Source organism: Burkholderia sp. 10_S31, assembly GCF_056930375.1.
This window is the reverse complement of the sequence record NZ_JBXOWK010000003.1, coordinates 1580553-1603091: the sequence shown is the minus strand read 5'-3', so window position 1 is coordinate 1603091 and position 22539 is coordinate 1580553. Positions and strand designations below refer to the sequence as shown.

At 69.9% G+C, this 22539-nt stretch carries 19 protein-coding genes and 1 riboswitch; of the genes, 6 read left to right on the top strand and 13 right to left on the bottom strand.

Going from position 1 to position 22539, the window contains the following annotated elements; genetic code table 11:
* Positions 1-35: 35 nt before the first annotated feature.
* Both AC1Z3W_RS27455 and AC1Z3W_RS27450 read right to left on the bottom strand, forming a co-directional pair.
* A complete protein-coding gene (locus AC1Z3W_RS27455; protein WP_124832999.1) occupies positions 36-1115 on the bottom strand; it encodes an ABC transporter ATP-binding protein in 1080 nt (359 codons plus the stop codon).
* A gap of 49 nt (positions 1116-1164) precedes the next feature.
* The gene (locus AC1Z3W_RS27450) at positions 1165-2331 is read right to left on the bottom strand and encodes an ABC transporter substrate-binding protein (RefSeq protein WP_057928954.1); all 1167 of its coding nucleotides are present in this window, start codon (positions 2329-2331) and stop codon (positions 1165-1167) included.
* On the opposite strand from AC1Z3W_RS27450, the gene AC1Z3W_RS27445 reads away from it, so the two are divergent.
* The gene (locus AC1Z3W_RS27445; RefSeq protein WP_483508868.1) at positions 2330-2521 is read left to right on the top strand and encodes a hypothetical protein; all 192 of its coding nucleotides are present in this window, start codon (positions 2330-2332) and stop codon (positions 2519-2521) included. The genes AC1Z3W_RS27450 and AC1Z3W_RS27445 overlap by 2 nt on opposite strands.
* Before the next feature lie 88 nt (positions 2522-2609).
* Here the strand turns inward: AC1Z3W_RS27445 and AC1Z3W_RS27440 are convergent, their stop codons facing one another.
* The 6 genes from AC1Z3W_RS27440 to AC1Z3W_RS27415 all read right to left on the bottom strand — a co-directional run bounded on the left by AC1Z3W_RS27440 (position 2610) and on the right by AC1Z3W_RS27415 (position 8693).
* Positions 2610-3191 (bottom strand): RBBP9/YdeN family alpha/beta hydrolase, encoded by a 582-nt coding sequence (locus tag AC1Z3W_RS27440; protein WP_057928955.1) that lies wholly within the window; start codon positions 3189-3191, stop codon positions 2610-2612.
* 32 nt (positions 3192-3223) lie between these two features.
* The gene (locus AC1Z3W_RS27435) at positions 3224-4552 is read right to left on the bottom strand and encodes an MFS transporter (RefSeq protein WP_483508867.1); all 1329 of its coding nucleotides are present in this window, start codon (positions 4550-4552) and stop codon (positions 3224-3226) included.
* Between the two features lie 162 nt (positions 4553-4714).
* Positions 4715-5770, bottom strand: a complete 1056-nt coding sequence (locus tag AC1Z3W_RS27430; protein WP_483508866.1) for a beta-keto acid cleavage family enzyme — start codon at positions 5768-5770, stop codon at positions 4715-4717.
* Positions 5771-5893: 123 nt separating this feature from the next.
* Positions 5894-6742, bottom strand: coding sequence for a TauD/TfdA dioxygenase family protein (locus AC1Z3W_RS27425; RefSeq protein ID WP_057928958.1), 849 nt, complete (start codon positions 6740-6742; stop codon positions 5894-5896).
* 10 nt (positions 6743-6752) lie between these two features.
* Positions 6753-7733 (bottom strand): quinone oxidoreductase family protein, encoded by a 981-nt coding sequence (locus AC1Z3W_RS27420; RefSeq protein ID WP_124833003.1) that lies wholly within the window; start codon positions 7731-7733, stop codon positions 6753-6755.
* 33 nt (positions 7734-7766) lie between these two features.
* A complete protein-coding gene (locus tag AC1Z3W_RS27415) occupies positions 7767-8693 on the bottom strand; it encodes a universal stress protein (protein ID WP_483508865.1) in 927 nt (308 codons plus the stop codon).
* Positions 8694-8947: 254 nt separating this feature from the next.
* On the opposite strand from AC1Z3W_RS27415, the gene AC1Z3W_RS27410 reads away from it, so the two are divergent.
* From AC1Z3W_RS27410 to AC1Z3W_RS27395, 4 genes are all read left to right on the top strand, one after another.
* Complete coding sequence (locus tag AC1Z3W_RS27410) at positions 8948-11641, top strand: winged helix-turn-helix domain-containing protein (protein WP_483508863.1); 2694 nt, start codon at positions 8948-8950, stop codon at positions 11639-11641.
* Positions 11642-11893: 252 nt separating this feature from the next.
* Positions 11894-13018, top strand: coding sequence for a porin (locus AC1Z3W_RS27405; RefSeq protein ID WP_483508862.1), 1125 nt, complete (start codon positions 11894-11896; stop codon positions 13016-13018).
* Between the two features lie 356 nt (positions 13019-13374).
* On the top strand, positions 13375-14853 hold the full coding sequence (ltrA, locus tag AC1Z3W_RS27400) for a group II intron reverse transcriptase/maturase (RefSeq protein WP_124835047.1): 1479 nt from the start codon (positions 13375-13377) through the stop codon (positions 14851-14853).
* A gap of 298 nt (positions 14854-15151) precedes the next feature.
* Entirely contained in the window at positions 15152-15856 is a 705-nt protein-coding gene (locus tag AC1Z3W_RS27395; RefSeq protein WP_483508861.1) for a glutathione S-transferase N-terminal domain-containing protein, read from the top strand.
* A 124-nt stretch (positions 15857-15980) separates the two neighbouring features.
* On the opposite strand, the gene AC1Z3W_RS27390 is transcribed toward AC1Z3W_RS27395, so the two are convergent.
* A complete protein-coding gene (locus tag AC1Z3W_RS27390) occupies positions 15981-16493 on the bottom strand; it encodes a MarR family winged helix-turn-helix transcriptional regulator (protein ID WP_057928964.1) in 513 nt (170 codons plus the stop codon).
* A gap of 130 nt (positions 16494-16623) precedes the next feature.
* On the opposite strand from AC1Z3W_RS27390, the gene AC1Z3W_RS27385 reads away from it, so the two are divergent.
* Entirely contained in the window at positions 16624-17820 is a 1197-nt protein-coding gene (locus AC1Z3W_RS27385; RefSeq protein ID WP_483508860.1) for an MFS transporter, read from the top strand.
* A gap of 489 nt (positions 17821-18309) precedes the next feature.
* Here the strand turns inward: AC1Z3W_RS27385 and cobM are convergent, their stop codons facing one another.
* Genes cobM through AC1Z3W_RS27365 form a run of 4 tightly spaced genes read right to left on the bottom strand, consistent with a single transcriptional unit; the run spans position 18310 to position 22131 of the window.
* Positions 18310-19038 carry a precorrin-4 C(11)-methyltransferase gene (cobM, locus tag AC1Z3W_RS27380; RefSeq protein WP_057924481.1) on the bottom strand — a complete coding sequence of 243 codons (729 nt, stop codon included), beginning with the start codon at positions 19036-19038 and terminating at the stop codon, positions 18310-18312.
* Positions 19039-19079: 41 nt separating this feature from the next.
* Positions 19080-19811: a cobalt-precorrin-6A reductase gene (locus tag AC1Z3W_RS27375; RefSeq protein WP_057924480.1), complete on the bottom strand. Its 732-nt coding sequence runs from the start codon at positions 19809-19811 to the stop codon at positions 19080-19082.
* Entirely contained in the window at positions 19808-20896 is a 1089-nt protein-coding gene (locus tag AC1Z3W_RS27370) for a cobalt-precorrin-5B (C(1))-methyltransferase (protein ID WP_124833010.1), read from the bottom strand. The genes AC1Z3W_RS27375 and AC1Z3W_RS27370 overlap by 4 nt, the downstream gene beginning before the upstream one ends.
* Positions 20896-22131 (bottom strand): bifunctional cobalt-precorrin-7 (C(5))-methyltransferase/cobalt-precorrin-6B (C(15))-methyltransferase, encoded by a 1236-nt coding sequence (locus AC1Z3W_RS27365; protein WP_057924478.1) that lies wholly within the window; start codon positions 22129-22131, stop codon positions 20896-20898. Before AC1Z3W_RS27365 ends, AC1Z3W_RS27370 begins: the two co-directional genes overlap by 1 nt.
* Before the next feature lie 204 nt (positions 22132-22335).
* Positions 22336-22526: riboswitch (cobalamin riboswitch) on the top strand.
* Positions 22527-22539: the final 13 nt, after the last annotated feature.

Genomic DNA, 22539 nt, shown 5'->3' with positions numbered 1-22539 from the left:
GGGGCGTGCGGCCGCGCGCGCGGCGCAGTGGCCGTTCATTGCGCGTCTCCCGCATAGACGAGTGTGCGCGCCGGCGCCACGCGCAGCCGCAGCCGCTCGCCTTCCGCGAATTCGCCGGCGACCCGCGCCCAGATCGGCCCGAACGGCGTGATCGCGCGGATCAGCGAATCGCGGCCGCCGTACTCGACCGTTTCGACGGTCGCGTCGAATGCATTGTCGGCGCCGTCTTCCGCGCGCTCGATGTCGTCGGGGCGCAGCGCGACCACGACGTCCTTGCCGTCGAAGCCGGCCATCGGCACGCCGGTGACGCGCACGCCGGCGGCGGTGACGTTCACGTAGTCGCCGGCCATCCCTTCGAGCGTGAACGGCAGCACGTTGCGATAGCCCATGAAGCGCGCGACGTGCAGGTTGTGCGGGCGCGTGTACACGTCCTTCGGCGACGCGACCTGCTGCACGACGCCCTCCTTCATCACGACGATCCGGTCGGCCATCGACAGCGCCTCGTCCTGGTCGTGCGTCACGTAGATCGTCGCGCGTTCGAGCTGCGTGTGGATGCGGCGGATCTCGGCGCGCATCTCGATGCGCAGCTTCGTGTCGAGGTTCGACAGCGGCTCGTCCATCAGCACCAGCGGCGGCTCGATGACGATCGCGCGCGCGATCGCGACGCGCTGCTGCTGCCCGCCCGACAGCTGCCCGGGCAGCTTGCCCTCGTGGCCGACGAGCTGCACGAGTTCGAGCGCCTGCTGCGCGCGCCGCCGCGTGTCCTGCTTCGGCACGCCGCGCATCTTCAGCCCGAAGCCGACGTTGTCGAGCACCGACATGTGCGGGAACAGCGCGTAGTTCTGGAACACCATCCCGAAGCCGCGGCGCTCGGGCGGCAGCACGTCGATGCGCGTGTCGTCGAGCCAGATGCCGCCGCTCGTGAGCGGCTGCAGCCCGGCGATGCAGTTCAGCGCGGTCGACTTGCCGCAACCCGACGGGCCGAGCAGCGCGATGAACTCGCCGCGCCTGATGTCGAGATCGAGCCCGTTCAGCGCGGCGACCTGTGCGCCCTCCGCATTGGTGAAGCTGCGGCACACGCCGTCGAGCCGCAACCGTTCGAAACTGTGCTTCATTACGCGAACTCCGTCGGCGCGGGCGCCGCGGCGCCCGCGGGTTCATGCGTCATTTCGATTTCTGCGAACCGATCTCGCGGTCCCACTTCTGGAACGCGGCGACCATCGCCTGCGCGTTGAGCGGCTGCACGTGCGGACGATCCGCGAGCAGCTTCGCGTACTCGGGGCGGCCGAACTTCCTGATCACGTCCTGGCTGTGCGCGGGCGCCATCTCGAGCGTCACGCCCTTCACCGCCGGGCCCGGATAGAAGTAGCCGTCGTCGTAGGTCATCGCCTGCTGCGCCGGTTCGAGCAGGAAGTTCATCAGCTTGAACAGCACGTCGAGCTTGTCCTTCGGCACGCCCTTGGGGATCACCATGTAGTGCGCATCGTTGACCCACGTCATGTTGTCGAACGCCTGGATCCGGAATTCGGCCGGCACGATGCCGAGCGCGCGCGGGTTCAGGTCCCAGCCGGTGACGGTCACGGTCATGTCGCGCGTGCCCTCGCCGAGTTCCTTCATCACGGCCGACGTGCCGCCCGGGTAATACGGGACGCAGTCGTTGAGCTGCTTCAGGAACGCCCAGGTCTTGTCCCAGCCGTTGATCGGGTCCTGCGGGTTCTTGTCGCCGAGCACGTAGGGCAGCCCCATCAGGAACGTGCGGCCGGGGCCCGAGTTCGCGGGGCGCGCGTAGATCAGCTTGTTCGGGTGCGCCTTGCACCATGCGAGCAGCTGGGCAGGCGTCTTCGGCGGGTCGCTGACCTTCGCCGGGTTGTATTCGAGCAGCGGGCCGGCCGGCATGTAGGTGACTTCGAGGCCGAAGCCCTGCGCGACATCCTGCATCTTGCGGGGGCCGGGCGCGTACTTGTCGAGCACGCCGGGGAACGCGCCCGCGTTGTCGGGCAGCAGCTTCAGCCACAGGTTCTGCTCGATGCCGGCGGCCAGCGCGTCGGTGCCCGTCAGCACGAGGTCGATGTCGGCGCGCCCCGCCGCCTGCATCGCCTTGATCTTGCCCGGCAGCTGCGGCGCGGGCGCGTTCGTGAACGTGACGTTCGCGACGAGGTTCGGGTTCTTTTCCTTGAACGCTTCGATGGCCTTCTGCGTGAGTTGCAGGTTGCCCGCGACGTCGACGACATTCAGCGACACCGGGGCCGCGACGGCGGCCGCGGCCGGCAACGTCAGGCTTAGCGCCAGGGCGATCCGGCGAACACGGCGCGCGATCGTGGTTGTGTTCATGTCTCCTCGCTTCGGTCGGTGGATGGGACCTTTCTTTCAGGAAATCATGACGGTGTTATACGATGTCGGTCAACAAAAAACCAAGCGGCGCGGGGCGGGAATTTCCCTAACAAAAACCTTCCTTTTATCGGTGATTTGCCGATTGACCGATTTCATGGCGCGCTGGGGCAACGGCGGCATGGTGTGTTAGGACGTCGTATATCGGCAGGCGCTGAAATGGAACTGGTTTGCACAGCCGCGCCGGCGTGAAATCCTGCGCGGCGCGCTGCAGACGGCGCTCAGTCCGCACGCAGCGCGATCACCTCCCCGATCAGCCGCTCCGCGTCACGCCACTCGCCATACCCGGACGCCGGGTTCAGGTGGCCGACCTCGCCGAGATCGACAAGCTGGCTGCCCCACCCTGCCGCGAGCGTTTCGGCGCGTTCGAAGCGCGCAAGCGGGTCGTTGCGGCTCGCGGCCACGATGCTCGGAAACGGCAGCGGCCGGGTCGGCACCGGCGTCCAGCCGTGCGCGTCGAGCGCATCGAGGGGCGGATAGCCTGCGGGCATCGGCGTATCAAGATCGGCCGGCGCGGCAAGCAGTGCGCCGTCGATCGCACGCGTGGCCTGCTGCGCCCAATGGACGACGATCATCACGCCCGCGCTGTGCGCGACGAGAATCACGGGGCCGCCGATCTCGGCCAGCGCCGCGTCGAGCGCCGCGACCCGTGCGGCGCGGCTCAGCTTGTCGGCTTCGAGCGGCGCGACGGCGCGCGCGTTCGGCAGGCGTCGTTGCAGATGCGTCTGCCAGTGATCTTCGACGTGATCGCGCAAGCCGGGCACGATCAGGATGGTGGGCGTGGGCGCGGTCGCCAGGGTCATGCAGCCTCCGGGTGGGTTCGGTTCGGGAAAGTTCAGGAAAGACGGGATGCGCGCCGTTCGCGTTCGACGCGCGCGAGATCGGCCGCGTAGCTTGCGCGTCCGATCGCGAACAGCACGGCGGCCGCGAGCGGCACGGCGGGAATCCATTGCAGTGCGCCGACGAGGCCCGCCCGATCGGCAACCCATCCCGTCAGCAGCGGGCCCGGCGCCATGCCGAGCAGGTTGTTGGCGAGCGTGAGCGTCGCGAAGGCCGACGCGTGGATCGCGGCCGGCGTCAGGTTCGCGACCATCGCACCCGAGGCGCCGGACGCACCGGCGCCGACCAGCATCCCCGCGCAGATCAGCGCGAGCTGCAGTGGCCCGGGCGGCAGCCGGAACGCGAGCGCGAGGCACACGCCGGTCAGCACGCAGTACACGATCGCAGTCAGCCATTTGCGCGCGCCGTCGGTGCGTCCGACGCGATCGGTGACGATTCCGCAACCGACCATCCCGATGCCCGACAGCAGCACGAAGCCGGCCGCGAGCACGGCGGCGCGGTCGGGCGCCATCGCGTAATAGCGGTTCAGGTAGCTCGGCAGCCATGCGAACAGCGCGCCGGGCACGAACAGGTGCAGCCCGCTGCCGACATACGCGCAGATCACCGAGCGCGACGCGAACAGCCCCGCCATCAGCACGCGCACGCTGCCGCGCAAATCGCACGGCGCATCGGCAAGGGGCCGGCACGGTTCGACGCGGCATGCCGCAAGCCGCCGCTCGGTGACGACACCGCGGTACGCGACGAGCAGCACGATCCCGAGTGCGGCCATCACGCCGAACGACCAGCGCCAGCCGAGATGCGCGCCGACCAGCCCGCCGAGCGCCATCCCGAACACGGAGCCGAACGCGCCGCCGGCCATGAACGCGCCGGTCAGCGTCGCGCGCAAGCGCGCCGGAAAGATGCTGAGGATCAGGGCGACGCCGACGCTGCCGTACGCGGCTTCGCCGAGCCCGACGAGGCCGCGCGCCACGAGCATTTCGGTGTAGTGGGTCGACAGCGCGCAGCCGAGCGTCGCGATGCTCCACAGCGCGGCCATCAGCACGATGCTGCGCACGCGCCCGAAACGGTCGGCGAGCACCGACAGCGGAAACGTCAGCAGCCCGACCAGCAGCGCGACGACGCCGGACAGCGAACCGAGCTGCGTGTCCGACAGCCCCCACGCGTGCTTGAGCAGCGGAAACACGGCGTTGAGCACCTGCCGCGACATGTAGTCCGACAGCAGCAGGCCGACGGTCAGCCCGAACACGAGCCAGGCATAGGCCGGCGCGCGCCGGCCGGTGGCGGCCGTCTCCTGCAGCGACGGCTCGACGTGATGAATCAGCATGCGTGTCTCCTCCGGCACCGGTGCGGCAACGCGCCGGCGCGGCTTGCGCGGCCCCGCTCCGTTAACCGGAGTCGGCCCCCGCGCGACGCGCGGGGACGGGTGCCACGCCACAACGATCGGCGGGCGGCAGCCGCGAGGGCCGCCGCCCGGATGCGCGGCGCGTCAGGCTGCGCGCAGCGGCACGCTCACCTGGCCCGGCCGACGGTTCGGCGCCATCCCGAGCTGCGCGAGCGTCTCGTCGATGCCGTCGTACTGCACGCCGATCCGGTAGATCGCCTTCGCTTCCTTGCCGGTCGCGATCTCGCGGCCGAGTTCGCGCGCGATCCGCACGCACTGCTCGATTTGCTGCACCGACGTCATCCGGTTGCCCTTCTGGTCGATGATCGTGTCCTCGATCCCGCAGCGCGGATGCAGCCCCAGCGCCATCGCCATCGTGTTGATCGGCAGCACGTTCTTCATCAGCGATTCGAGCGTGATGCACGCGCCGTCCGGGCAGCGCCGCACGAATTCCATGAAGTTGTACGGATTCGGGCCGTCGAAGCCGCCGCCGATGCCGACCCACGTCACGTTCAGCGGGCCGCGATAGACGCCGCGGCGGATGATTCGTTCGAGCGTCTCGAGCGCATGCATGCCGGTGAGCTGGAAATGCGGCTGGATGCCGGCCGCCTGCAGCCGGCGCAGGTGTTCGTCGACCCAGCCGGGGCCGGCCGGCACGGTCATCTCGCGGTACGCGTCCCACAGCGCGGCTTCGTTCAGCGACGTGCCGGCGATGTCCTTGCGGTTCATCAGCTCGGTGATGTTCATCTGCACCGTGTTGATCGCGACCGTCACCTGGTCGGGCTTCGGCGTGAGCTCGGCGAGCATGTGGCGCGTGTCGTCGGACAGCCATTTCGCTTCGGCACCGTCGCCTTCCGGCGCGAACGAGATCGAGCCGCCGACCTGCAGGATCATGTCGGGCACGGCGTCGCGCAGCCGGCCGAGCAGCTCGTTGAATTTCGACAGCCGCTTGCTGCCCTTGCCGTCGAGCTCGCGCACGTGCAGGTGCAGCACCGTCGCACCCGCGTTGTAGCAGTCGACGGCCTTCTGCACGTGTTCGTCCATCGTCACCGGAATGTCTTCCGGAAAATCGGCGGGCATCCATTCGGGGCCGTACGGCGCGACCGTGATGACTACCTTGTCCTGGTTTTCCGGGTGCAGCGAATCGTCGAGAAATTGCATGTCGTCCTCCAGATGGAATCGTTGTGTTCGGGATGTACGGGCGTGCGCATCCCGTCGCGCCGGGCGGCAGGCCCGGCGCGTTGCATGGGGTTGAGAACCGGTTACGGCGCGGGTGGGCTCAGATCAGAACGGCACGTCGCCGACGATGCCCGCGCGCTCCATCCTGCGCACGCACGGCGGGTAGTCCATCACCGCGTAATGCTGGGTGCTGCGGTTGTCCCAGATCGCGACGCTGTTCTTCTTCCAGCGCCAGCGCACCTGGTATTCGGGGATAGTGGCCTGGCTGACCAGGTACTGCAGCAACTGGCCGGCGCCCGGGTTCGCGTCCTGCCCGAAGCGCACGCGCCCGGGCGTGTGGAAGTTCGTGAAATGCGTCGTGAACGCATTCACGTACAGCACCTTCTCGCCCGTCTCGGGATGCGTGCGCACGACCGGATGCTCGGCATCCGGGTACTGCGCCTTCAGCGCGAGGCGCTTGTCGATCGGCATCGCCGCGCCGAAGCTCGCCTCGATGCTGTGACGCGCGCGCAAGTCGGCGATCTGCTGCTTCACGTGCTCCGGCAGGTACTCGTACGCGAGCACCATGTTCGCCCACATCGTGTCGCCGCCGACGTCCGGCCCTTCGACACAGCGCAGCACGCAGCCGAACGGCGGCGCCACGCGCCAGCTCGCATCGCTGTGCCACGCATTCTCGTAGCGGTCGTTCGGCTGGTCGGGCGACTTGTAGATCCGCACGAGCCCCGGGTGCTCCGGATCGCTGCCGGCGACCGGATGATCCTCGAGCTCGCCGAAGCGGCGCGCGAACGCGACGTGCTCGGCGCGCGTGATGTCCTGGTCGCGCAGGAACAGCACGCGATGGCGCAGCAACTGCGTGCGGATCTCGGCGAACAGGCCGTCGTCGTGCACGGCGTCGGCGAGGCTCACGTCCAGCAGCTCCGCGCCGATCGCACAGGTCAGGGGTTCGACTCGCATGCGCGTCTCCTCAGACGATGAATACCGACGAGCCGGTCGTCTTGCGCGACTCGAGGTCGCGGTGCGCCTGCGCCGCGTCCTGCAGCGCATAACGCTGGTTGACTTCGATCCGGATGCGGCCGGCGGCGACGTGCGCGAACAGTTCGCCGGCCAGATCGTTCTTCTCGGCCGGATCGGCGATGTAGTCGGCCAGCGCCGGGCGCGTCAGGTACAGCGAGCCTTTCATCGCGAGGCGCTGCGGATCGAACGGCGGGATCGGGCCCGACGCGGTGCCGACGCAGACCATCAGCCCGCGCCGCCTCAGCGAATCGAGCGAGCCTTCGAAGGTGTCCTTGCCGACGCTGTCGAACACGACGTCGACGCCGGCGCCGCCCGTCAGTTCACGCACGCGTTTCGCGACGTCCTCGCGGCTGTAGTCGATCGTATGGTCGCAGCCGTGCGCGCGGGCGATCGCTGCCTTGTGTTCGCTCGACACGGTGCCGATCACCGTGAGCCCGAGCAGCTTCGCCCATTGCGACACGATCAGCCCGACGCCGCCCGCGGCCGCATGCAGCAGGATCGCGTCGCCCGGCGCGAACGCGTGGATGCGGCGCAACAGATACGCCGACGTGAGCCCGCGCATCGTCATCGCCGCGGCCGTTTCGCACGAAATGCCGGCCGGCAGCCTGACGAGCGGCGCGGCCGCGATCAGCCGTTCGGTGCTGTACGCGCCGAGCGTGTTGAGAAAGCCGGTGTAAGTCACGCGGTCGCCGGCGGCGACGTTCGTCACGCCGGGGCCGACTGCCTCGACCACGCCGGCTGCCTCGACGCCGATGCCGGCCGGCAGCGGAACCGGATACAGGCCGCTGCGGAAATACGTGTCGGCGAAGTTCAGGCCGACCGCCTCGTGCCGCAGGCGCACCTGGCCGGGGCCCGGATCGCCGACGTCGACTTCTTCCCAGCGCAGCACGTCAGGGCCGCCGGTTTCGTGGAATCGCACTGCATGTGCCATCTTGTTCTCCGTAGGTATTCGGTCGGATGCGCGTCACGCATCGTCGGGTTCGTTGGCGCCCGGCGGCGTCGTGGCTGCGCCGCCCGCCGGGGGCTGGTCCAGTTCGTTCCAGTCGGCGTCGCCCAGGTAGCGGCGCGCGGCCGGGAATATCACGCCTTCCATGCGTCCCATCTGCTCGAATGCGCCGCGCGCATAGACGGCGAGCGCGGCATCGAATGCGGCCGACGGCAGACCGGCGGCGGCGAGCCGCGCCAGCGCATCAAGGGCGTGCGCATCGCGGCGCCGCTGGCGATCGAGCTCGTCGAGCTCGGCCGCGGTGCTCTCCGCCCGCCTGCGCAATGCCGCAAAGAGACGGGCTTCGGCGGACGTGCCGAAGCGTGCGTCCTGCAGCGCCGCAAGCGATGCCAGCGCCGTCGGCATGCCGCTCGCGTCGGCCGTCGGCCGCCTTGTCACGTCCGCATCCTCGCTCGCCATCATCAGGGCCTGCAGCTGCTCGCCGAGCGCACGATGCGCGGCGAGACAGCGTGCCATCACGCGCACCTCGGCCGGCGCATGCCGCGCCGGGCACACGAGCACGGGCACGCCGCTCGTCGCGAGCAGCAACTGCCGTTGCACGGCTGCGGCTGCATCGGCGTCGTGCGGCAGCGCCGCGACGCCGATCAGGTCGCAGCCGAGATCGGCGGCGAGCGCGCCAGGCGACGTGTCGCCGGCCCCCGGATGGCCGGCCCCCGGATGGCCGACCCCCGCGATCGCATGCGACAGCCCCTGCGCCCGCGCAGCGGCTTCCACTTTCGCACCCTGTTCGGGCATCCGCGCTCCGGAAAAACGCGAGCCCGGCGCGGCGCCCGGCAGCACGAACGTGACCCGCGCGCCGACCGCCCGCGCCAGTTCGAGCGCATGGCCGATCGCGTCGATGCCGCCGGGCACGCCGTCGACCGTCACGAGCAGATGGCGATACATCGTGCCGCTCCGCTTATCCGGCGCTCGACGCGCTGCGTTGCGTGCCGGTCGATACGATGTTCATGGTCCCTCCTCGTCGCGTTCGTCAATTGCGTTCGTCACGCATCGGAACCCATGCTATCGACCGGGCGGCGGTGCGGCCCCACTCGTCGCGGGGGGGATTGACGCGCGAACACGGTTCGGCCGATCCTTCCCCCCACAACCACCCCGGACGCTGGCCCGCACGGCATCGCCGGAATCCGACTGCTGCCCCGATGGCCCACCCACCCGATCGCGCCGACGCGCCCCCCACCGAACTCGTGCTGAAGACGACCGCGCCGCGCGTGCCGGCGCAACTGCTCGCGCGTGCGCGGCTGAGCCTCGCCGCGCCGACGTTCGACGCCCGGCCGGTCACGCTCGTACAGGCGCCGGCCGGCTATGGCAAGACCTCGCTGCTCGCGCAATGGCGCCGCGAATCGCTCGCGCTCGGCCGCGCGGTCGTATGGCTGTCCGCCGACGAGCGCGACGACGCGCCGCGCCTGCTGCTGGGGCTCGTGCAGGCGGTGCGCACCGGTTGCGCGCGGCCCGGTTTCGGGCGCCTGGTTCCGGGCGGTGCGGCGCGCGCGCTGGAGGGGCTGACCGCGTGGCTGGCCGAAGTCGCGCAACTGTCGATCGACGCGCTGCTGATCGTCGACGATGCGGAGCGGCTGCCGGCCGCGGGCCTGGACGCGCTGACCTACGTGCTGCACAACGCGCCGCAGAACCTGCGGGTCGTCGTCGCCGCCCGGCGCGGGCTCGATCACGCGGCCGGCGACCTGCTCGCCGGCGGGCAATGCACGCTCGTGGGCCCCAACTGGCTGCGCTTCACGCTCGACGAAACGATCGCGTTGGTCGGCGCACGCTTTGCGCAGCGGGTCGACGCCGATGCGTGCGCGCGGCTGTTCGAACGCGTCGACGGCTGGCCGCTCGGGCTGCAGCTCGCGATGGCCGCGATGGCGCGCTCGGCCGATCCGCGCCAGGCCGTCGACGCGCTCGCCGCGCGCATGGACGGCACCCGCGACCGGCTCGTCGAGCTGCTGCTCGCGAACTTGTCTGCCGACGACACCGCGTTCCTGACGCGCACGAGCGTGGCCGACCGCCTGCATCCGTCGCTGTGCGCCGCGCTGCTCGACGACGCGGATGCCGCCGACCGGCTCGTGCGGCTCGCGCGCGACACGCCGCTGTTCATCGCGTCCGACGATTCCGACTGGTGCCGGCTGCATCCGCTCGTGCGCGATACGCTGCGCGACCGCCTGGCGGCGTGCCCGGACGCAGACCGCAGCGAGCTGCATGCACGCGCGGCTGCGTGGCTCGATGCGCACGGGATGACGGAGGAAGCCGCGCGCCATGCGTATGCGGCCGGCCAGGTCGAGACCGCGTACGCGCTCGCGCAGCGCTGCCTCGAGGACGCGATCAAGCAGGGCCGCATCAACGACGTGCTCGACTGGCTCGCGCTGTTGCCCGACGCGGAACTCGACAAGCGCCCGACGCTGCGGATCGCGGTCGCCTGGGCGCTGGCGCTCGGCGAGCGCCATGTCGAGGCGCAGCGTCAGATCGCCAGCATCCTGGCCGATGCCGGCACGCCGGCCGCGATGCGCTACGAATGCGCGCTGATCCTCAGCGCGGCGGCCTATTACGCCGACGAAATCGACCGTTTCGTCGAGCTGTTCGAGCCGTGGGCCGAGTTCACGCCGCCCGCGGCGACATGGCTGGCCCAGATGCATGCGAACCGCCTGTCGGCGCGCGCGATCATCGTCGGCGAACCGGCGCAGGCGCGCCGCTTCCAGCAGGCCGCGCCGCGCGGCGAGACGGCGGCCGGGTTCGGGTACGTCGCGCGCTGGGGCGAGCTGATCACCGGCCTGAGCTACCTGGGCGAAGGCCAGATCCGGCTCGCGGACGACGCGTTGTCGCCGGCACTCGCGCGCGCGGAAGCCGACCTCGGGCGCCGCCATCCGCTGACCTGCATGCTCGCGGCGATGTGCGCGGCGATCGCATACGAGTCCGATCGCGTCGACCAGGCTGCCGCGCTGCTCGCGAACCGGCTCGACGTGCTCGAGCACGCGGGCACGCCCGACACCGTGCTGCTCGGCTATCTGACGGCCGCGCGCATCGCGCTGCTGCGCGGCGTCGAGCATCGCGCGATCGACCTGCTCGAGGCGCTCGACGCAATGGGTGTCGCGCGGCGGCTGCCGCGGCTGTCGGTCGCGAGCCTCGCCGAGCAGGTGCGCATTCATGCGGCACGCTATCGCGAGGCAACCTGCCATGCGCTGGTCGAGCGGATCGACGCGATCGCCGCGGCCGAATTTCCGTCGCACGGGCCGTTGTGGCGGCGCCCCGTCGTGTTGCTGCAGGCGATGGCGCACGCGGGCGCCGCGCTTGCCGCGCGCCGCTGGGATGACGCGAGCGCGGCGCTCGACGAAGCGGCCGTACTGGCCCGCGAGATGAGCATGGGGCGCGCGCGCATCGAGATCATGGCGCTGAGTGCGTTCGCGCTCGAGCAGTCGGGGCACGGCGGCCGCGCGCGGCTCGACGAGGCGATGAACCTCGCGGACCTGTTCGGCCTCACGCGCACGCTCGCCGACACGCATCCGGCCGTCGCCGACTGGGCGCGCCGCGCCGGCGACGAGGCGGCCGCGGGCGACGGTCCCCCGCGGGCCGCGCAGCCGCAGCCGCGCATCGTGCCGCCCGCACCACGCAGCACCGCCAGCCCGCGCGCGGTGCCGAGCGTCGTGCTGACGCCCAAGGAGCGCGCGATTCTCGAGCTGCTCGCGCGCAACCTGTCGAACAAGGAGATCGCGGTCGCGCTTGCCGTCGGCGAGGAAACCGTGAAGTGGCACCTGAAGAACCTGTTCGGCAAGCTCGACGCCAGCTCGCGCAAGCACGCGGTGCGCCGCGCGCTGGTGCTCGGGCTGCTCGAAAGCGCGCCCTGACCGCCCCCTCTACACGTCCGTACCGGCGTTGTCCTTACCGGCCGTCGACGGCGGCATCATTGCCGCCCTCCTTCGATTCTCCGCAACCCTGCCCCCCGCGCATGGGGGGGAGCGGCCGCGCGCCGTTGCGTAGTCTTTCCGCACGGCTCGCACCGGCGTCGCATCCGACGCCTTCCCGCCTGCCTCGATGCTTCCCCGCTTCACTCGCACGGGCTCGATCCCGTGCGGTCCATTACGATCCTGGAGACTTCGATGAAGACGAAACTGGCCGCGCTCGCGGCGCTCGCCGGCTGTTCGGCGCTCGCACACGCGCAATCCTCCGTCACGCTGTACGGCGTGGTCGACACCGGCATGCTGTACCAGAGCACGTCGGCCGCGTCGTTCAGCCCGACCGCGCCGAACACCGGCAAGGTGTTCCGGATGAAGGACGGCGGCATCTATTCGAGTTTCTGGGGCATCAAGGGAAGCGAGGACCTCGGCGGCGGCTACAAGGTCAACTTCAAGCTGCAGGGCTCGTTCGACAGCGGCACCGGCAAGATGCAGCTGAGCGACACGCCCGGCGCCGTCGCGATCTTCAACCAGGTTGCGTCGCTCGGCGTGTCGGGCCCGTTCGGCACGTTCACGGCCGGCCGCCAGATCGTGCCGATGATCTACGCGATGGCCGACACCGACGTGCGCAACGCGCAGTTCTTCGGCAGCGTGCTGACCGCGTGGCTCGGCCTGAACACGGCGGCCGGCTGGCCGGGGACGAGCACCAACGGCGCGATCGGCGCGCTGTACGACAGCAATGCGCTCGTCTATCAGTCGCCGACGTTCGCGGGCGCATCGATCGCGCTCGAATACGCGCCGGGCGGTGTCGCCGGGCAGTTCCAGGGCGGCACGCGCGAATCGGTCGTGCTCAGGTATGCGAACTACGGGCTGAACGCATCGGCCGTCTACTACAACGGCCACGACACGAATCCGGCGCCGGGCACCGCGCCGACCGGCGTCGACAACAACCGCTTCGTCTATTTCGGCGCGAAATACACGATCCGCGATTTCTCGGTGTCGGCGTCGTACGGCAACGGCCGGAATCCGTCGCATGCGGACAAGGTAAACCTCGACATGCTGTCGGCGGGTGTCGGCTATCGCTTCACGCCGGCGCTGCAGGTCGCCTCCGCCGTGTACTACCTGAAGGACCGCAACCGCTCGGAGAACCGGTCGACGGCCATCGTGCTCACGGCGGACTACAGCCTGTCGAAGCGGACGATGGTCTATGCACAGGTCGGTCACGTGAACAACCGCGGCACGATGGATCAGATGCTCGCGTACGGGCAGCCGGTCGCGCCCGGGGTCGGCACGACGGCCGCGATGGTCGGGCTGCGGCACAACTTCTGAGTGCGCCGGGAGACCGGCAAGGAGCAGGTGGTGCAAGTCCATTACGATGAAGGCGTAGCGAGCCACATCGACCCCGAGCCGTGCGTCGGCTGCCGTGAGGCGACCGGCGAAGCGTCGGTAGGGGAACGTGCGGGCCAGCCATTGAGCCGCGATAGTTGTGTAATTCCGGGTGCCGACGCGGTTCAGAACGCGGAAGGCAACATGAAGGGGCGCGCAAGCGCGAGCGCCTCGACGACCCGGCGTGGTCGAAGACCCTGGCACGCACGGACGCTCTTTGCGCGGGAACCGGGAGATCTCTCGTCTGGCCAGTCGCAACCCGGGCTGGTCCGTGTCGGGAAGGTGAGGAGCCGTAGCCGATGATGAACGGACGGGAGAAGTCAGACTCCGCCATAGTAGCGTCGAAGCCTGCGAACAAGGTCGGGCAACCGGCTGCGGAGTGGGTGGAGCCAAGGGCGGGGACCAAGAGGAACACGGGGCAGTTCAGCACGTGCCGGGCGCAGAACCGGGCAAGCGTGTCACAGGGGCTGGACCGTGTACGGCAGGCTGCAAGGCAGCGGAAGAAGGAACGGTTCACCGCGCTGCTGCACCACGTCACGATCGATCGTCTCAGGGCGTCGTTCTTTGCGCTCAAACGCAAGGCGGCCCCTGGGGTGGACGGTTTGACGTGGCGGTACTACGAGGCAGGACTGGAAGACCATCTCCAGCGCCTGCACGCGCAAGTACACAGCGGAGCGTATCGGGCACTGCCCGTTCGGCGGCAGTACATACCCAAGCCGGATGGCAAGCATCGCCCGCTGGGGATTGCCGCGCTGGAGGACAAGATCGTCCAGCGCGCGGTGGTTGAAGTACTGAATGCGATCTACGAGGGGGACTTCCTCGGATTCTCGTACGGGTTCCGGCCCGGACGTAGTCAGCACGATGCGTTGGACGCGTTGGCGACAGCGATCACCCGCACCCCGGTGAACTGGATTCTGGACGCCGATCTCAAGAGCTTCTTTGATTCGGTCAGTCAGGAATGGCTGGTGCGATTCATTGAGCACCGGATCGGTGATCAACGCATCATCCGTCTTGTGCGCAAGTGGCTCAAGGCCGGCGTGCTGGAAGACGGAGAGCTAAGCGTAAGTGAGACAGGTACCCCGCAGGGATCAGTGGCCTCGCCACTGTTCGCGAACGTGTACCTGCACTACGTCTTCGATCTCTGGGCCAATCGTTGGCGACGGCGGGAAGCCAAGGGCAACGTCATCATCCTGCGATACGCGGATGATGTCGTGGTCGGCTTCGAGCACGAAGCTGACGCGCGGCGCTTCTGGGATGCGATGCGTTCGAGGCTGGAGGAGTTCATGCTTGCGCTTCACCCGGAGAAGACGAGGCTGCTGGAGTTTGGTCGCTATGCGGCGGCCAATCGCCGGAGCCGCGGTCTTGGCCGGCCGGAGACCTTCGCCTTTCTGGGCTTTATCTTTATCTGCGGCAAATCGCGAAGGGGTAGCTTCCAGCTTCAGAGGAAGACCCGGGGCGATCGCATGCGGGCGAAGCTCAGGGGGATCAAGGAGGAACTACGGCGGCGTATGCACGAACCGATTCCCATACAAGGGAAATGGCTCGGGCAAGTGGTTCGCGGTTACTTCGCGTACCACGCGGTACCGACGAATTCGCGCGCACTTGGCGCGTTCCGTTACCACGTCGTGGATCTCTGGCGGCGTGCGCTTCGGCGCCGCAGCCAGAAGGATCACATGACGTGGACGCGGGTCGAGCGGATCGCGGATGCCTGGCTCCCACAACCTCGAATCCTTCACCCGTGGCCAGACCGGCGGTTCGCCGTCAAACACTCAAGGTAGGAGCCCGGTGCCCGAATTGGGCACGCCGGGATCTGTGCGGGGGGTGTCTAGCAATGGGCATTCCTACCGCGATCGACGCAGCCAGGCGAAGCACGGCGCGATGCGCGCGGCGGCGCTCGGGCGCGACTCGCGGCCGCCGCCTGCAGCGATCGCGGGGATCGGCTACAGTGGGCGCTTTCGGCGCGCCCCGCCCGCCCGTCGATGCGCTCGTCCCGCCCCTGCCGCCGTGTCAGGGGCTGCCGGCGACGCCCGGCAGGCCGGCGGACCGCGGATCCTCCACGTTGACGAGCGAACCTCCATGCCCGATCTGTCTGCCTTCCCGATCACGAAAAAGTGGCCTGCCCAGCATCCCGACCGTCTCCAGCTGTACTCGCTGCCGACGCCGAACGGCGTCAAGGTGTCGATCATGCTCGAGGAAACCGGCCTGCCGTACGAGCCGCACCTCGTGCGCTTCGACACCAACGACCAGCTGTCGCCCGAATTCCTGTCGCTGAACCCGAACAACAAGATCCCGGCGATCATCGATCCGAACGGCCCCGACGGCCGGCCGCTGCCGCTGTTCGAATCGGGCGCGATCCTGATCTATCTCGCCGACAAGACGGGCAAGCTGATCCCGAAGGATCTCGCCGGCCGTTACGAGACGATCCAGTGGGTGATGTTCCAGATGGGCGGCATCGGCCCGATGTTCGGTCAGGTTGGCTTCTTCCACAAGTTCGCCGGCCGCGACTATGAAGACAAGCGTCCGCGCGATCGCTACGTCGACGAGTCGAAGCGCCTGCTCGCCGTGCTCGACGCGCATCTTGCGAACCGCAAGTGGGTGATGGGCGATACGTACACGATCGCCGATATCGCGATCTTCCCGTGGGTGCGCAACCTGGTCGGGTTCTACGAGGCGGGCGACCTCGTCGGCTTCAGCGAATTCCGGAACGTCGCGCGGGCGCTCGAAGCCTTCGTCGCGCGTCCGGCCGTCGGGCGCGGGCTCAACATCCCGGCACGCGACTGATCCGTGCAGCGGGCGCTGCCCGCTGTCTGCGTGGCCCGCCGCATCGCGCGGCGGGCGGCTTTCCCGCTTTCCTTCGGTGTGTCCGCATGTCCCTCGTTGCGGGCAGCAGGACGATTCGGCCGCGTTATTTTTCGGCCGGCGCCGACGCTCCTTCCCCCCATCCCGCCAGCAGCTTTTCCAGCAACGCCGAGAGTTGCGCCTGCTCCGCCTGCGACAGCGCAGCCAGCATCGCGCGCTGATTGTCGACGTGCGCGACCACCGCATCGTCGATCAGCACGCGTCCGGCGTCCGTCAGCGCGACGAGCGTGCCGCGGCCGTCGGCCGGGTTCGGCCGCCGCTCGACCCAGCCGGCCTTCTGCAGCCGGTCGATCCGTGCGGTCATTCCGCCCGACGACATCATCAGCGCGTCGTACAGCGCCGTCGGCGTCAGCGCGAACGGCGCGCCGCTGCGGCGCAGCGTCGCCAGCACGTCGAATTCGCCCGGCTGCATCCCGTAGCGCGCGAACAGCGGATTGAGACCGTCGCGTGCGATCACGAGCGCGGCTTCCTGCAGCCGCCCCATCACGAGCATCGACGACGCATCCAGATCCGGGCGCTCGATGCGCCATTGCGCGAGCGCATGCGCGGCTCGATCCATTAACCCTCCTCGGCTCACCAGTTATCTTGACGTCGAGATAAATCGGCATTTATCTTGATGTCGAGATACTTTACCTGAAAACGCATGCGCCTCGACGCAGGGGGCATGCACCGATATCGAGGGCCGTTCCATGAATCGTTTCGCCTCCCCAGGATGGCGGCTCGCCGCCGTCGTGCTGGTCGGACTGAACCTGCGGCCGGCGCTGGCCGCAATCGGTCCGCTGCTCGACATGATCCAGCGTGCGACCGGCATCGGCGACGGCGCGGCGAGCCTGCTGACCACGATCCCGATCCTGCTGATGGGCTTCGGCGCGCTGAGCGCGCGGCGGCTGCAGCGCGCGACGGGAATCGCGGGCGGCGTGTGGCTCGGCGTCGCGCTGATCGGGCTCGCCTGCGCGTCGCGCATCGGCGCGCGGCATGCGGGGCTGCTGCTGGCGAGCGCATGCTGCGCGGGCATCGGGATCGCGATGGTGCAGGCGTTGCTGCCGGGGTTCGTGAAGGCGCATTTCGCGACGCGGATCGGCGGCGCAATGGGCGTCTATTCGACGTCGATCATGGGCGGCGCGGTGTTTGCGAGCGTCGTCGCACCGTTTGCCGCGACCCGCTGGGGCTGGCTCGTCGCGCTCGCGGGCTGGGCGCTGCCGGCCGCAATCGCAGCGCTCGCGTGGCCGCTGGCCAGCCGTGGCGGCGATGCGCCGGCGTCCGGGGCGCGGCCGGCGTCAGCTTCGACGTCGGTGACGCAGGCGCGGCCGTCGCGCTCGCCGCGTGCGTGGCGGCTCGCGGTGTTCTTCGGGATCGCGACGGGCGCGTACACGCTCGTGCTGGCCTGGCTGCCGCCGTACTACATGCGGCTCGGCTGGTCGCCAACGGCTGCCGGCAGCCTGCTCGGCGGCGTGACGCTCGCGGAAGTCGTCGCGGGGCTCGCGATCTCGGCGACCATCGACCGCCTGCCCGATCGCCGGCCCATGCTGCACGCGGCGATCGCGTCGCTGCTCGCGGGGCTGCTGGTGATGCTGGCCGCGCCGCAGACGCTCGCGTTGCCGGCCGCGCTGCTGCTGGGTGCGGGCATCGGTGCGCTGTTTCCGCTGTCGTTGATCGTCACGGTCGATCATGCGGCGACGCCGGCCGATGCGGCGTCGCTGATGGGGTTCGTGCAGGGCATCGGCTATCTGATCGCGGGGCTGTTTCCGTTCGCGGCGGGCGTCGTGCGCCAGCATCTCGCCGATCTGTCGCCCGCGTGGGTCGCAATGGCTGGCCTGTGTGTGGTGCTGTTCGCGCTGGCGGCGGGTTTCGTGCCGCAGCTTGCGCGGCGCGTCGCGCCGGCCTAGGGCCTGTTCACGCTAATAACGGGCTTGCGCTGGCCCCCAGAAGGGCCGAGCGCAAGGAATGCGGAGAAGCGAATACTCGACGTATTCGCGAGGCGCATGACGCGGCGATCGGCCCTTCTGGGGGCCAGCCCCACGAATGATTTTTCCAAACAGGGGAACGTGCCTTTCCGCCCGCATTGCGGCGTCGTTCATCGTTGCAATAGCTACGGCTATTGCGCCTCCTCTCTCCTTGCCTTGCGGGCGGAAAGGCACGTTCGCAAGCCCGTTATTAGCGTGAACAGGCCCTAGCGCCGATCGGCAGCAACGCGAAGGCGCATCGGTCTGGCGTCGGTCCGAATCGATGCCGGCGCGCGGTTGCCCCGTGTTACTCAGGCGCGCCGGATTGCACGGTCAGTGCCGCACGGCCAAGCGAGTCGATCAGTTGACCGGCTCGCGAGAAAACCCGTTGTCGCGATGCCTCGAAGCGCCTGGCGTTCCGCACACGCGCAATCAACCCCCGCTCGCATACAGCGTCGAATCCGCGAACCCTTCCGCATCGAGCACGCGCCCGATCAGAATCAGCGCGGTGCGCTCGATCTGCGTGCCCTGCACCTTGCCGACGATGTCGGCAAGCGTCCCGGTCACGCGTTCCTCGTCGGGCCAGCTCGCGCGATAGATCACCGCGACCGGGCACGCGGGCCCGTAATGCGGCAGCACTTCGTCGACGATCCGGGCGAGATGCCGCACGCCGAGATGGATCGCGAGCGTCGCGCGATGCGCGGCGAGCGAGCCGAGCGCTTCGCCTTCCGGCATCGTCGTCTTGCCCGCGAAGCGCGTGAGGATCACCGTCTGCGCGACGCCGGGCAGCGTCAGCTCGACGCCGAGCGTCGCCGCGCATGCGGCCGTGGCCGTCACGCCCGGTACGATTTCATATGGAATCCAGAGCGCTTTCAGCCGGCGGATCTGTTCGCCGATCGCACCGTACAGCGACGGATCGCCCGAATGCACGCGTGCCACATCCTGCCCTTTCGCATGCGCGTCGGCGAGCAGCGCGACGATCGCGTCGAGGTCGAGCTCGGCCGTATTGACGACCTGTTCCGCGCGATGGCCGTCGAGCACCGCCGGCGGCACGAGCGAGCCCGCATACAGGATCACCGGGCACGTGCGCACGAGGCGCTGGCCCTTCACCGTGATCAGCTCCGGGTCGCCAGGGCCCGCGCCGATGAAATACACCGTCATCCAGAAATCTCCGTCAATTCATGGGGCAGCCGAGCGCGGCATCACGTGCGCGCGGCCGGGTCGAGCGCGTCGAGCAGCACGGCGGCCGAGTCGAATGCGCGGTCGGCGTCGGGCAGCGGCGGCCTTTTCAGCATCACGACCGGCAGCCTGCGTTCGCGTGCGACGTCGAGCTTGGCCTCGGTAGCGGCGCCGCCGCTGTTCTTGCTGACGACGACGTCGATACCCGCGAGGGCGAACAGCGCGCGTTCGCCGTCGAGCGTGAACGGTCCGCGCGTCGCGACGATCTGCGCGCGCGCGTTGCCGGGGTGCGCATCGAGGCAGCGCACCAGCCAGAACTGGTGCGGCGGGATCTCGTCGAGATGCGCGAGCGGTTCGCGGCCGAGCGTGAACAGCGGCCGCCGGAATGGCGCGAGCGCCGCCTCGATGCCGGCCCAGTCGTCGACCATCCGCCAGTCGTCGCCGTGCCCGGGCGCCCACGGCGCACGGCGCAGCGCCCACAGCGGCACGCCCGCTTCACGCGCCGCGGCCGCGGCATTTGCACTGATTTGTGCGGCATACGGATGCGTCGCGTCGATCACGAGGCCGATGCCGGCGCTGCGCAGATACGCGGCAAGCCCGGCAGCGCCGCCGAAGCCGCCAACGCGAACGTCGCAGCGCAGGTCGTCGGGCACCTTGCCGAGGCCCGCGAGGCTATAGACGTGTCGCGGGCCGAGCGCGCGTGCGATCTTCAGCGCGTCGCCGGTGCCGCCGAGCAGCAGGATGCGCGCGCTCATCGTGCGCTCCCGACGAAGCGGCCCTGCCGGTCGATCGCGAACATCTCGACCGCGACCGAGGCCGGCACGATGTCGCGCGCGACCCGCAGCGCGTGCGCGCAGACGATGTCGCCGAGCGGCACGCCGCTGGCGTTCGCGAGCTTCAGCGCTTCCTGGCTGGTGTTCGACGCGCGCATCGCGGCCTGCAGCGCCTCGTTCGCGCCGGCCTCGGCCGCCCACTGCGCGAGCAGCGGCAGGTCGATGCTCGAATGCCGGCTGTGCAGGTCGAGATGGCCGGCCGCGAGCTTGCTGAGCTTGCCGAAGCCGCCGCACATCGACAGCCGCGCGATCGGCGCGCGGCGCAGGTGCTTGAGCACCGCGCCGGCAAAGTCGCCCATTTCGATCAGCGCCATGTCGGGCAGGCCGTAGTGCGCGCGCATCGCGTCCTCGCTCGCGTTGCCGGTGCACGCGGCGATGTGCGCGATCCCGTTCGCGCGGGCGACGTCGATACCCTGATGAATCGACGCGATGTACGCCGAGCACGAGAACGGCCGCACGATGCCGGTCGTGCCGAGGATCGACAATCCGCCGACGATGCCCAGCCGCGGGTTCATCGTCTTCAGCGCGAGCGCCTCGCCGCCCTCGACGCCGATCGTCACGTCGAAGCCGCCTGCATAGCCGTGTTCGGCCGCGAGCGCGTCGAGGTGCGTGGTCATCATCTGGCGCGGCACCGGATTGATCGCCGGTTCGCCGACCGCCAGCGTGAGCCCCGCGCGCGTGACCGTGCCGACGCCCGGCCCCGCATGAAAGCGCACGCCGGGCGCGGCGGACAGCGCAACGCGCGCGAAGATCAGCGCGCCGTGCGTGACGTCCGGATCGTCACCGGCGTCCTTGACAGTGCCGGCTTCCGCACCGTCGGCCGTGGCCCGGCAGAATTCGAGCCGCATCATCACGCGCTGCCCCTTCGGCAACACGATCTCGACCGCATCGTCCGCGCGACCCGCGAGCAGCAGGCGCGCGGCGGCAAGCGACGTCGCGGTCGCGCAGCTGCCGGTCGTATAGCCGAAGCGCAGCGGTGCCGGTTGTTCGGGGGTTTCGTCGCGCATCACGCGAGGTCCGTGAATGCCGTTGCCGTTGAATCGGGTTTGCGCACGTCGTACAGCGTAACCGGCAACGGCTGCCGCCACGTATCGAAGCGGCCGAGCGGCTCGGCGTGCGCGAGCGACACGCGCGTGAGCGTGCCGCCATGCGCATCGCGCCACGCGGCGAGCGCCAGTTCGCCCTGCAGCGTGACCGCGTTCGCGACGAGCCGGCCGCCGGGCTTCAGCGCCGACCAGCACGCATCGAGCACGCCGGGTGCGGTCGCGCCGCCGCCGATGAAGATCGCATCGGGTGCGGCGAGCCCCGCGAGCGCATCGGGCGCGCGCCCCGCGACGAGTTGCAGGCCCGGCACGCCGAGCGCGTCGCGGTTGTGCTCGATGAAGCGCTGCCGTTCGGCATGCGACTCGATCGCGATCGCCTGGCACGACGGATGCGCGCGCATCCATTCGATGCCGATCGAGCCGCTGCCCGCGCCGACGTCCCACAGCAGTTCGCCGGGCGCGGGCGCGAGGCGCCCGAGCGTCAGCGCGCGCATGTCGCGCTTGGTGAGCTGGCCGTCGTGGCGATACGCGTCGTCGGGCAGGCCGGGCGTGAGCGCGCGGCGCGGCGCATCGGGGCCGGCCCGGCAGTCGAGCGCGACGAGATTGAGCGCGGCGGTTTCGGCGATGTGCCAGTCTTGCGCGAGGCCGTCGAGACGCCGCTCGAGCGGGCCGCCGAGATGCTCGAACACGCTGATGCGCGTGGGACCGAAGCCGCGCGCGGCGAGTTCGGCGGCCACCGTGGCCGGCGTGCGGCCGTCGGCGCTCAGCACGAACAGGCGCCGGCCCGGCAGCAGGTGGCGCGCGAGCGTCGCGAGCGGCCGGCCGACGAGCGACACCGCGCCGACGTCCTGCAGTGGCCAGCCGAGCCGCGCGGCCGCCAGCGACAGCGACGACGGGGCGGGTAGCACGCGCCATTCGTCGGGGGAGAGTTCGCGCGCGAGCGTGGCGCCCACGCCGAACAGCATCGGGTCGCCGCTGGCGAGCACGCAGACGGGCGTGCCGCGCCGCGCGAGCAGGCCCGACAGGTCGAACGGCGACGGCCACGCTTCGCGTGCGGCCGGCAGCCGCGCGGGCAGCATGTCGAGGTGCCGCTTCGCGCCGACGACCCGCGTCGCCTCGAGCAGCGCGCGCCGCGCGCTGCGTCCGAGCCCCGCGTAGCCGTCGTCGCCGATGCCCACTACCGTCAGCCACGCCGTCATGCACCCTTCCCCATCGTCCGATTTCATCGAGTCGCCGCACGGCGGCCGAGAAGGCGCCGGCGCGGCCGTCCGCGTTGCGAAAGTCGGCATGGTACCGTGTTCCACCGCGCGTTTCATCTGCTGACCCGCCGGCGCCGGGCCGCGTTTCGCTGCGATCGCGGCACGCGCCCGGCGGTCGCGAAGCGACCGTGAAATCGGGTATCCTACGGCCGTTCGTTCGCCGGTGCCCTTCGGGGCCGAAGAGGGAACACAGGGCGCGCCTCGCGCCGCTGTGGCTGCCCCCGCAACTGTAGACAGCGAGCCGATCTCCCCCTCATGCCACTGGTTTCACCGGGAAGGCCGGGAGCCGGCGCCGACCTGTCAGCCAGGAGACCTGCCGGCCTGAAAGTGCGTGCGTGCCAGTCGGCG

What these genes read in the sequence shown, in the direction of transcription:
- AC1Z3W_RS27455 (WP_124832999.1), bottom strand. Translation starts at nt 1,115, where the DNA reads ATGAAGCACAGTTTCGAACGGTTGCGGCTCGACGGCGTGTGCCGCAGC.
- AC1Z3W_RS27445 (WP_483508868.1), top strand. Translation starts at nt 2,330, where the DNA reads ATGTCTCCTCGCTTCGGTCGGTGGATGGGACCTTTCTTTCAGGAAATC.
- AC1Z3W_RS27450 (WP_057928954.1), bottom strand. Translation starts at nt 2,331, where the DNA reads ATGAACACAACCACGATCGCGCGCCGTGTTCGCCGGATCGCCCTGGCG.
- AC1Z3W_RS27440 (WP_057928955.1), bottom strand. Translation starts at nt 3,191, where the DNA reads ATGACCCTGGCGACCGCGCCCACGCCCACCATCCTGATCGTGCCCGGC.
- AC1Z3W_RS27435 (WP_483508867.1), bottom strand. Translation starts at nt 4,552, where the DNA reads ATGCTGATTCATCACGTCGAGCCGTCGCTGCAGGAGACGGCCGCCACC.
- AC1Z3W_RS27430 (WP_483508866.1), bottom strand. Translation starts at nt 5,770, where the DNA reads ATGCAATTTCTCGACGATTCGCTGCACCCGGAAAACCAGGACAAGGTA.
- AC1Z3W_RS27425 (WP_057928958.1), bottom strand. Translation starts at nt 6,742, where the DNA reads ATGCGAGTCGAACCCCTGACCTGTGCGATCGGCGCGGAGCTGCTGGAC.
- AC1Z3W_RS27420 (WP_124833003.1), bottom strand. Translation starts at nt 7,733, where the DNA reads ATGGCACATGCAGTGCGATTCCACGAAACCGGCGGCCCTGACGTGCTG.
- AC1Z3W_RS27415 (WP_483508865.1), bottom strand. Translation starts at nt 8,693, where the DNA reads ATGTATCGCCATCTGCTCGTGACGGTCGACGGCGTGCCCGGCGGCATC.
- AC1Z3W_RS27410 (WP_483508863.1), top strand. Translation starts at nt 8,948, where the DNA reads ATGGCCCACCCACCCGATCGCGCCGACGCGCCCCCCACCGAACTCGTG.
- AC1Z3W_RS27405 (WP_483508862.1), top strand. Translation starts at nt 11,894, where the DNA reads ATGAAGACGAAACTGGCCGCGCTCGCGGCGCTCGCCGGCTGTTCGGCG.
- ltrA (WP_124835047.1), top strand. Translation starts at nt 13,375, where the DNA reads ATGATGAACGGACGGGAGAAGTCAGACTCCGCCATAGTAGCGTCGAAG.
- AC1Z3W_RS27395 (WP_483508861.1), top strand. Translation starts at nt 15,152, where the DNA reads ATGCCCGATCTGTCTGCCTTCCCGATCACGAAAAAGTGGCCTGCCCAG.
- AC1Z3W_RS27390 (WP_057928964.1), bottom strand. Translation starts at nt 16,493, where the DNA reads ATGGATCGAGCCGCGCATGCGCTCGCGCAATGGCGCATCGAGCGCCCG.
- AC1Z3W_RS27385 (WP_483508860.1), top strand. Translation starts at nt 16,624, where the DNA reads ATGAATCGTTTCGCCTCCCCAGGATGGCGGCTCGCCGCCGTCGTGCTG.
- cobM (WP_057924481.1), bottom strand. Translation starts at nt 19,038, where the DNA reads ATGACGGTGTATTTCATCGGCGCGGGCCCTGGCGACCCGGAGCTGATC.
- AC1Z3W_RS27375 (WP_057924480.1), bottom strand. Translation starts at nt 19,811, where the DNA reads ATGAGCGCGCGCATCCTGCTGCTCGGCGGCACCGGCGACGCGCTGAAG.
- AC1Z3W_RS27370 (WP_124833010.1), bottom strand. Translation starts at nt 20,896, where the DNA reads ATGCGCGACGAAACCCCCGAACAACCGGCACCGCTGCGCTTCGGCTAT.
- AC1Z3W_RS27365 (WP_057924478.1), bottom strand. Translation starts at nt 22,131, where the DNA reads ATGACGGCGTGGCTGACGGTAGTGGGCATCGGCGACGACGGCTACGCG.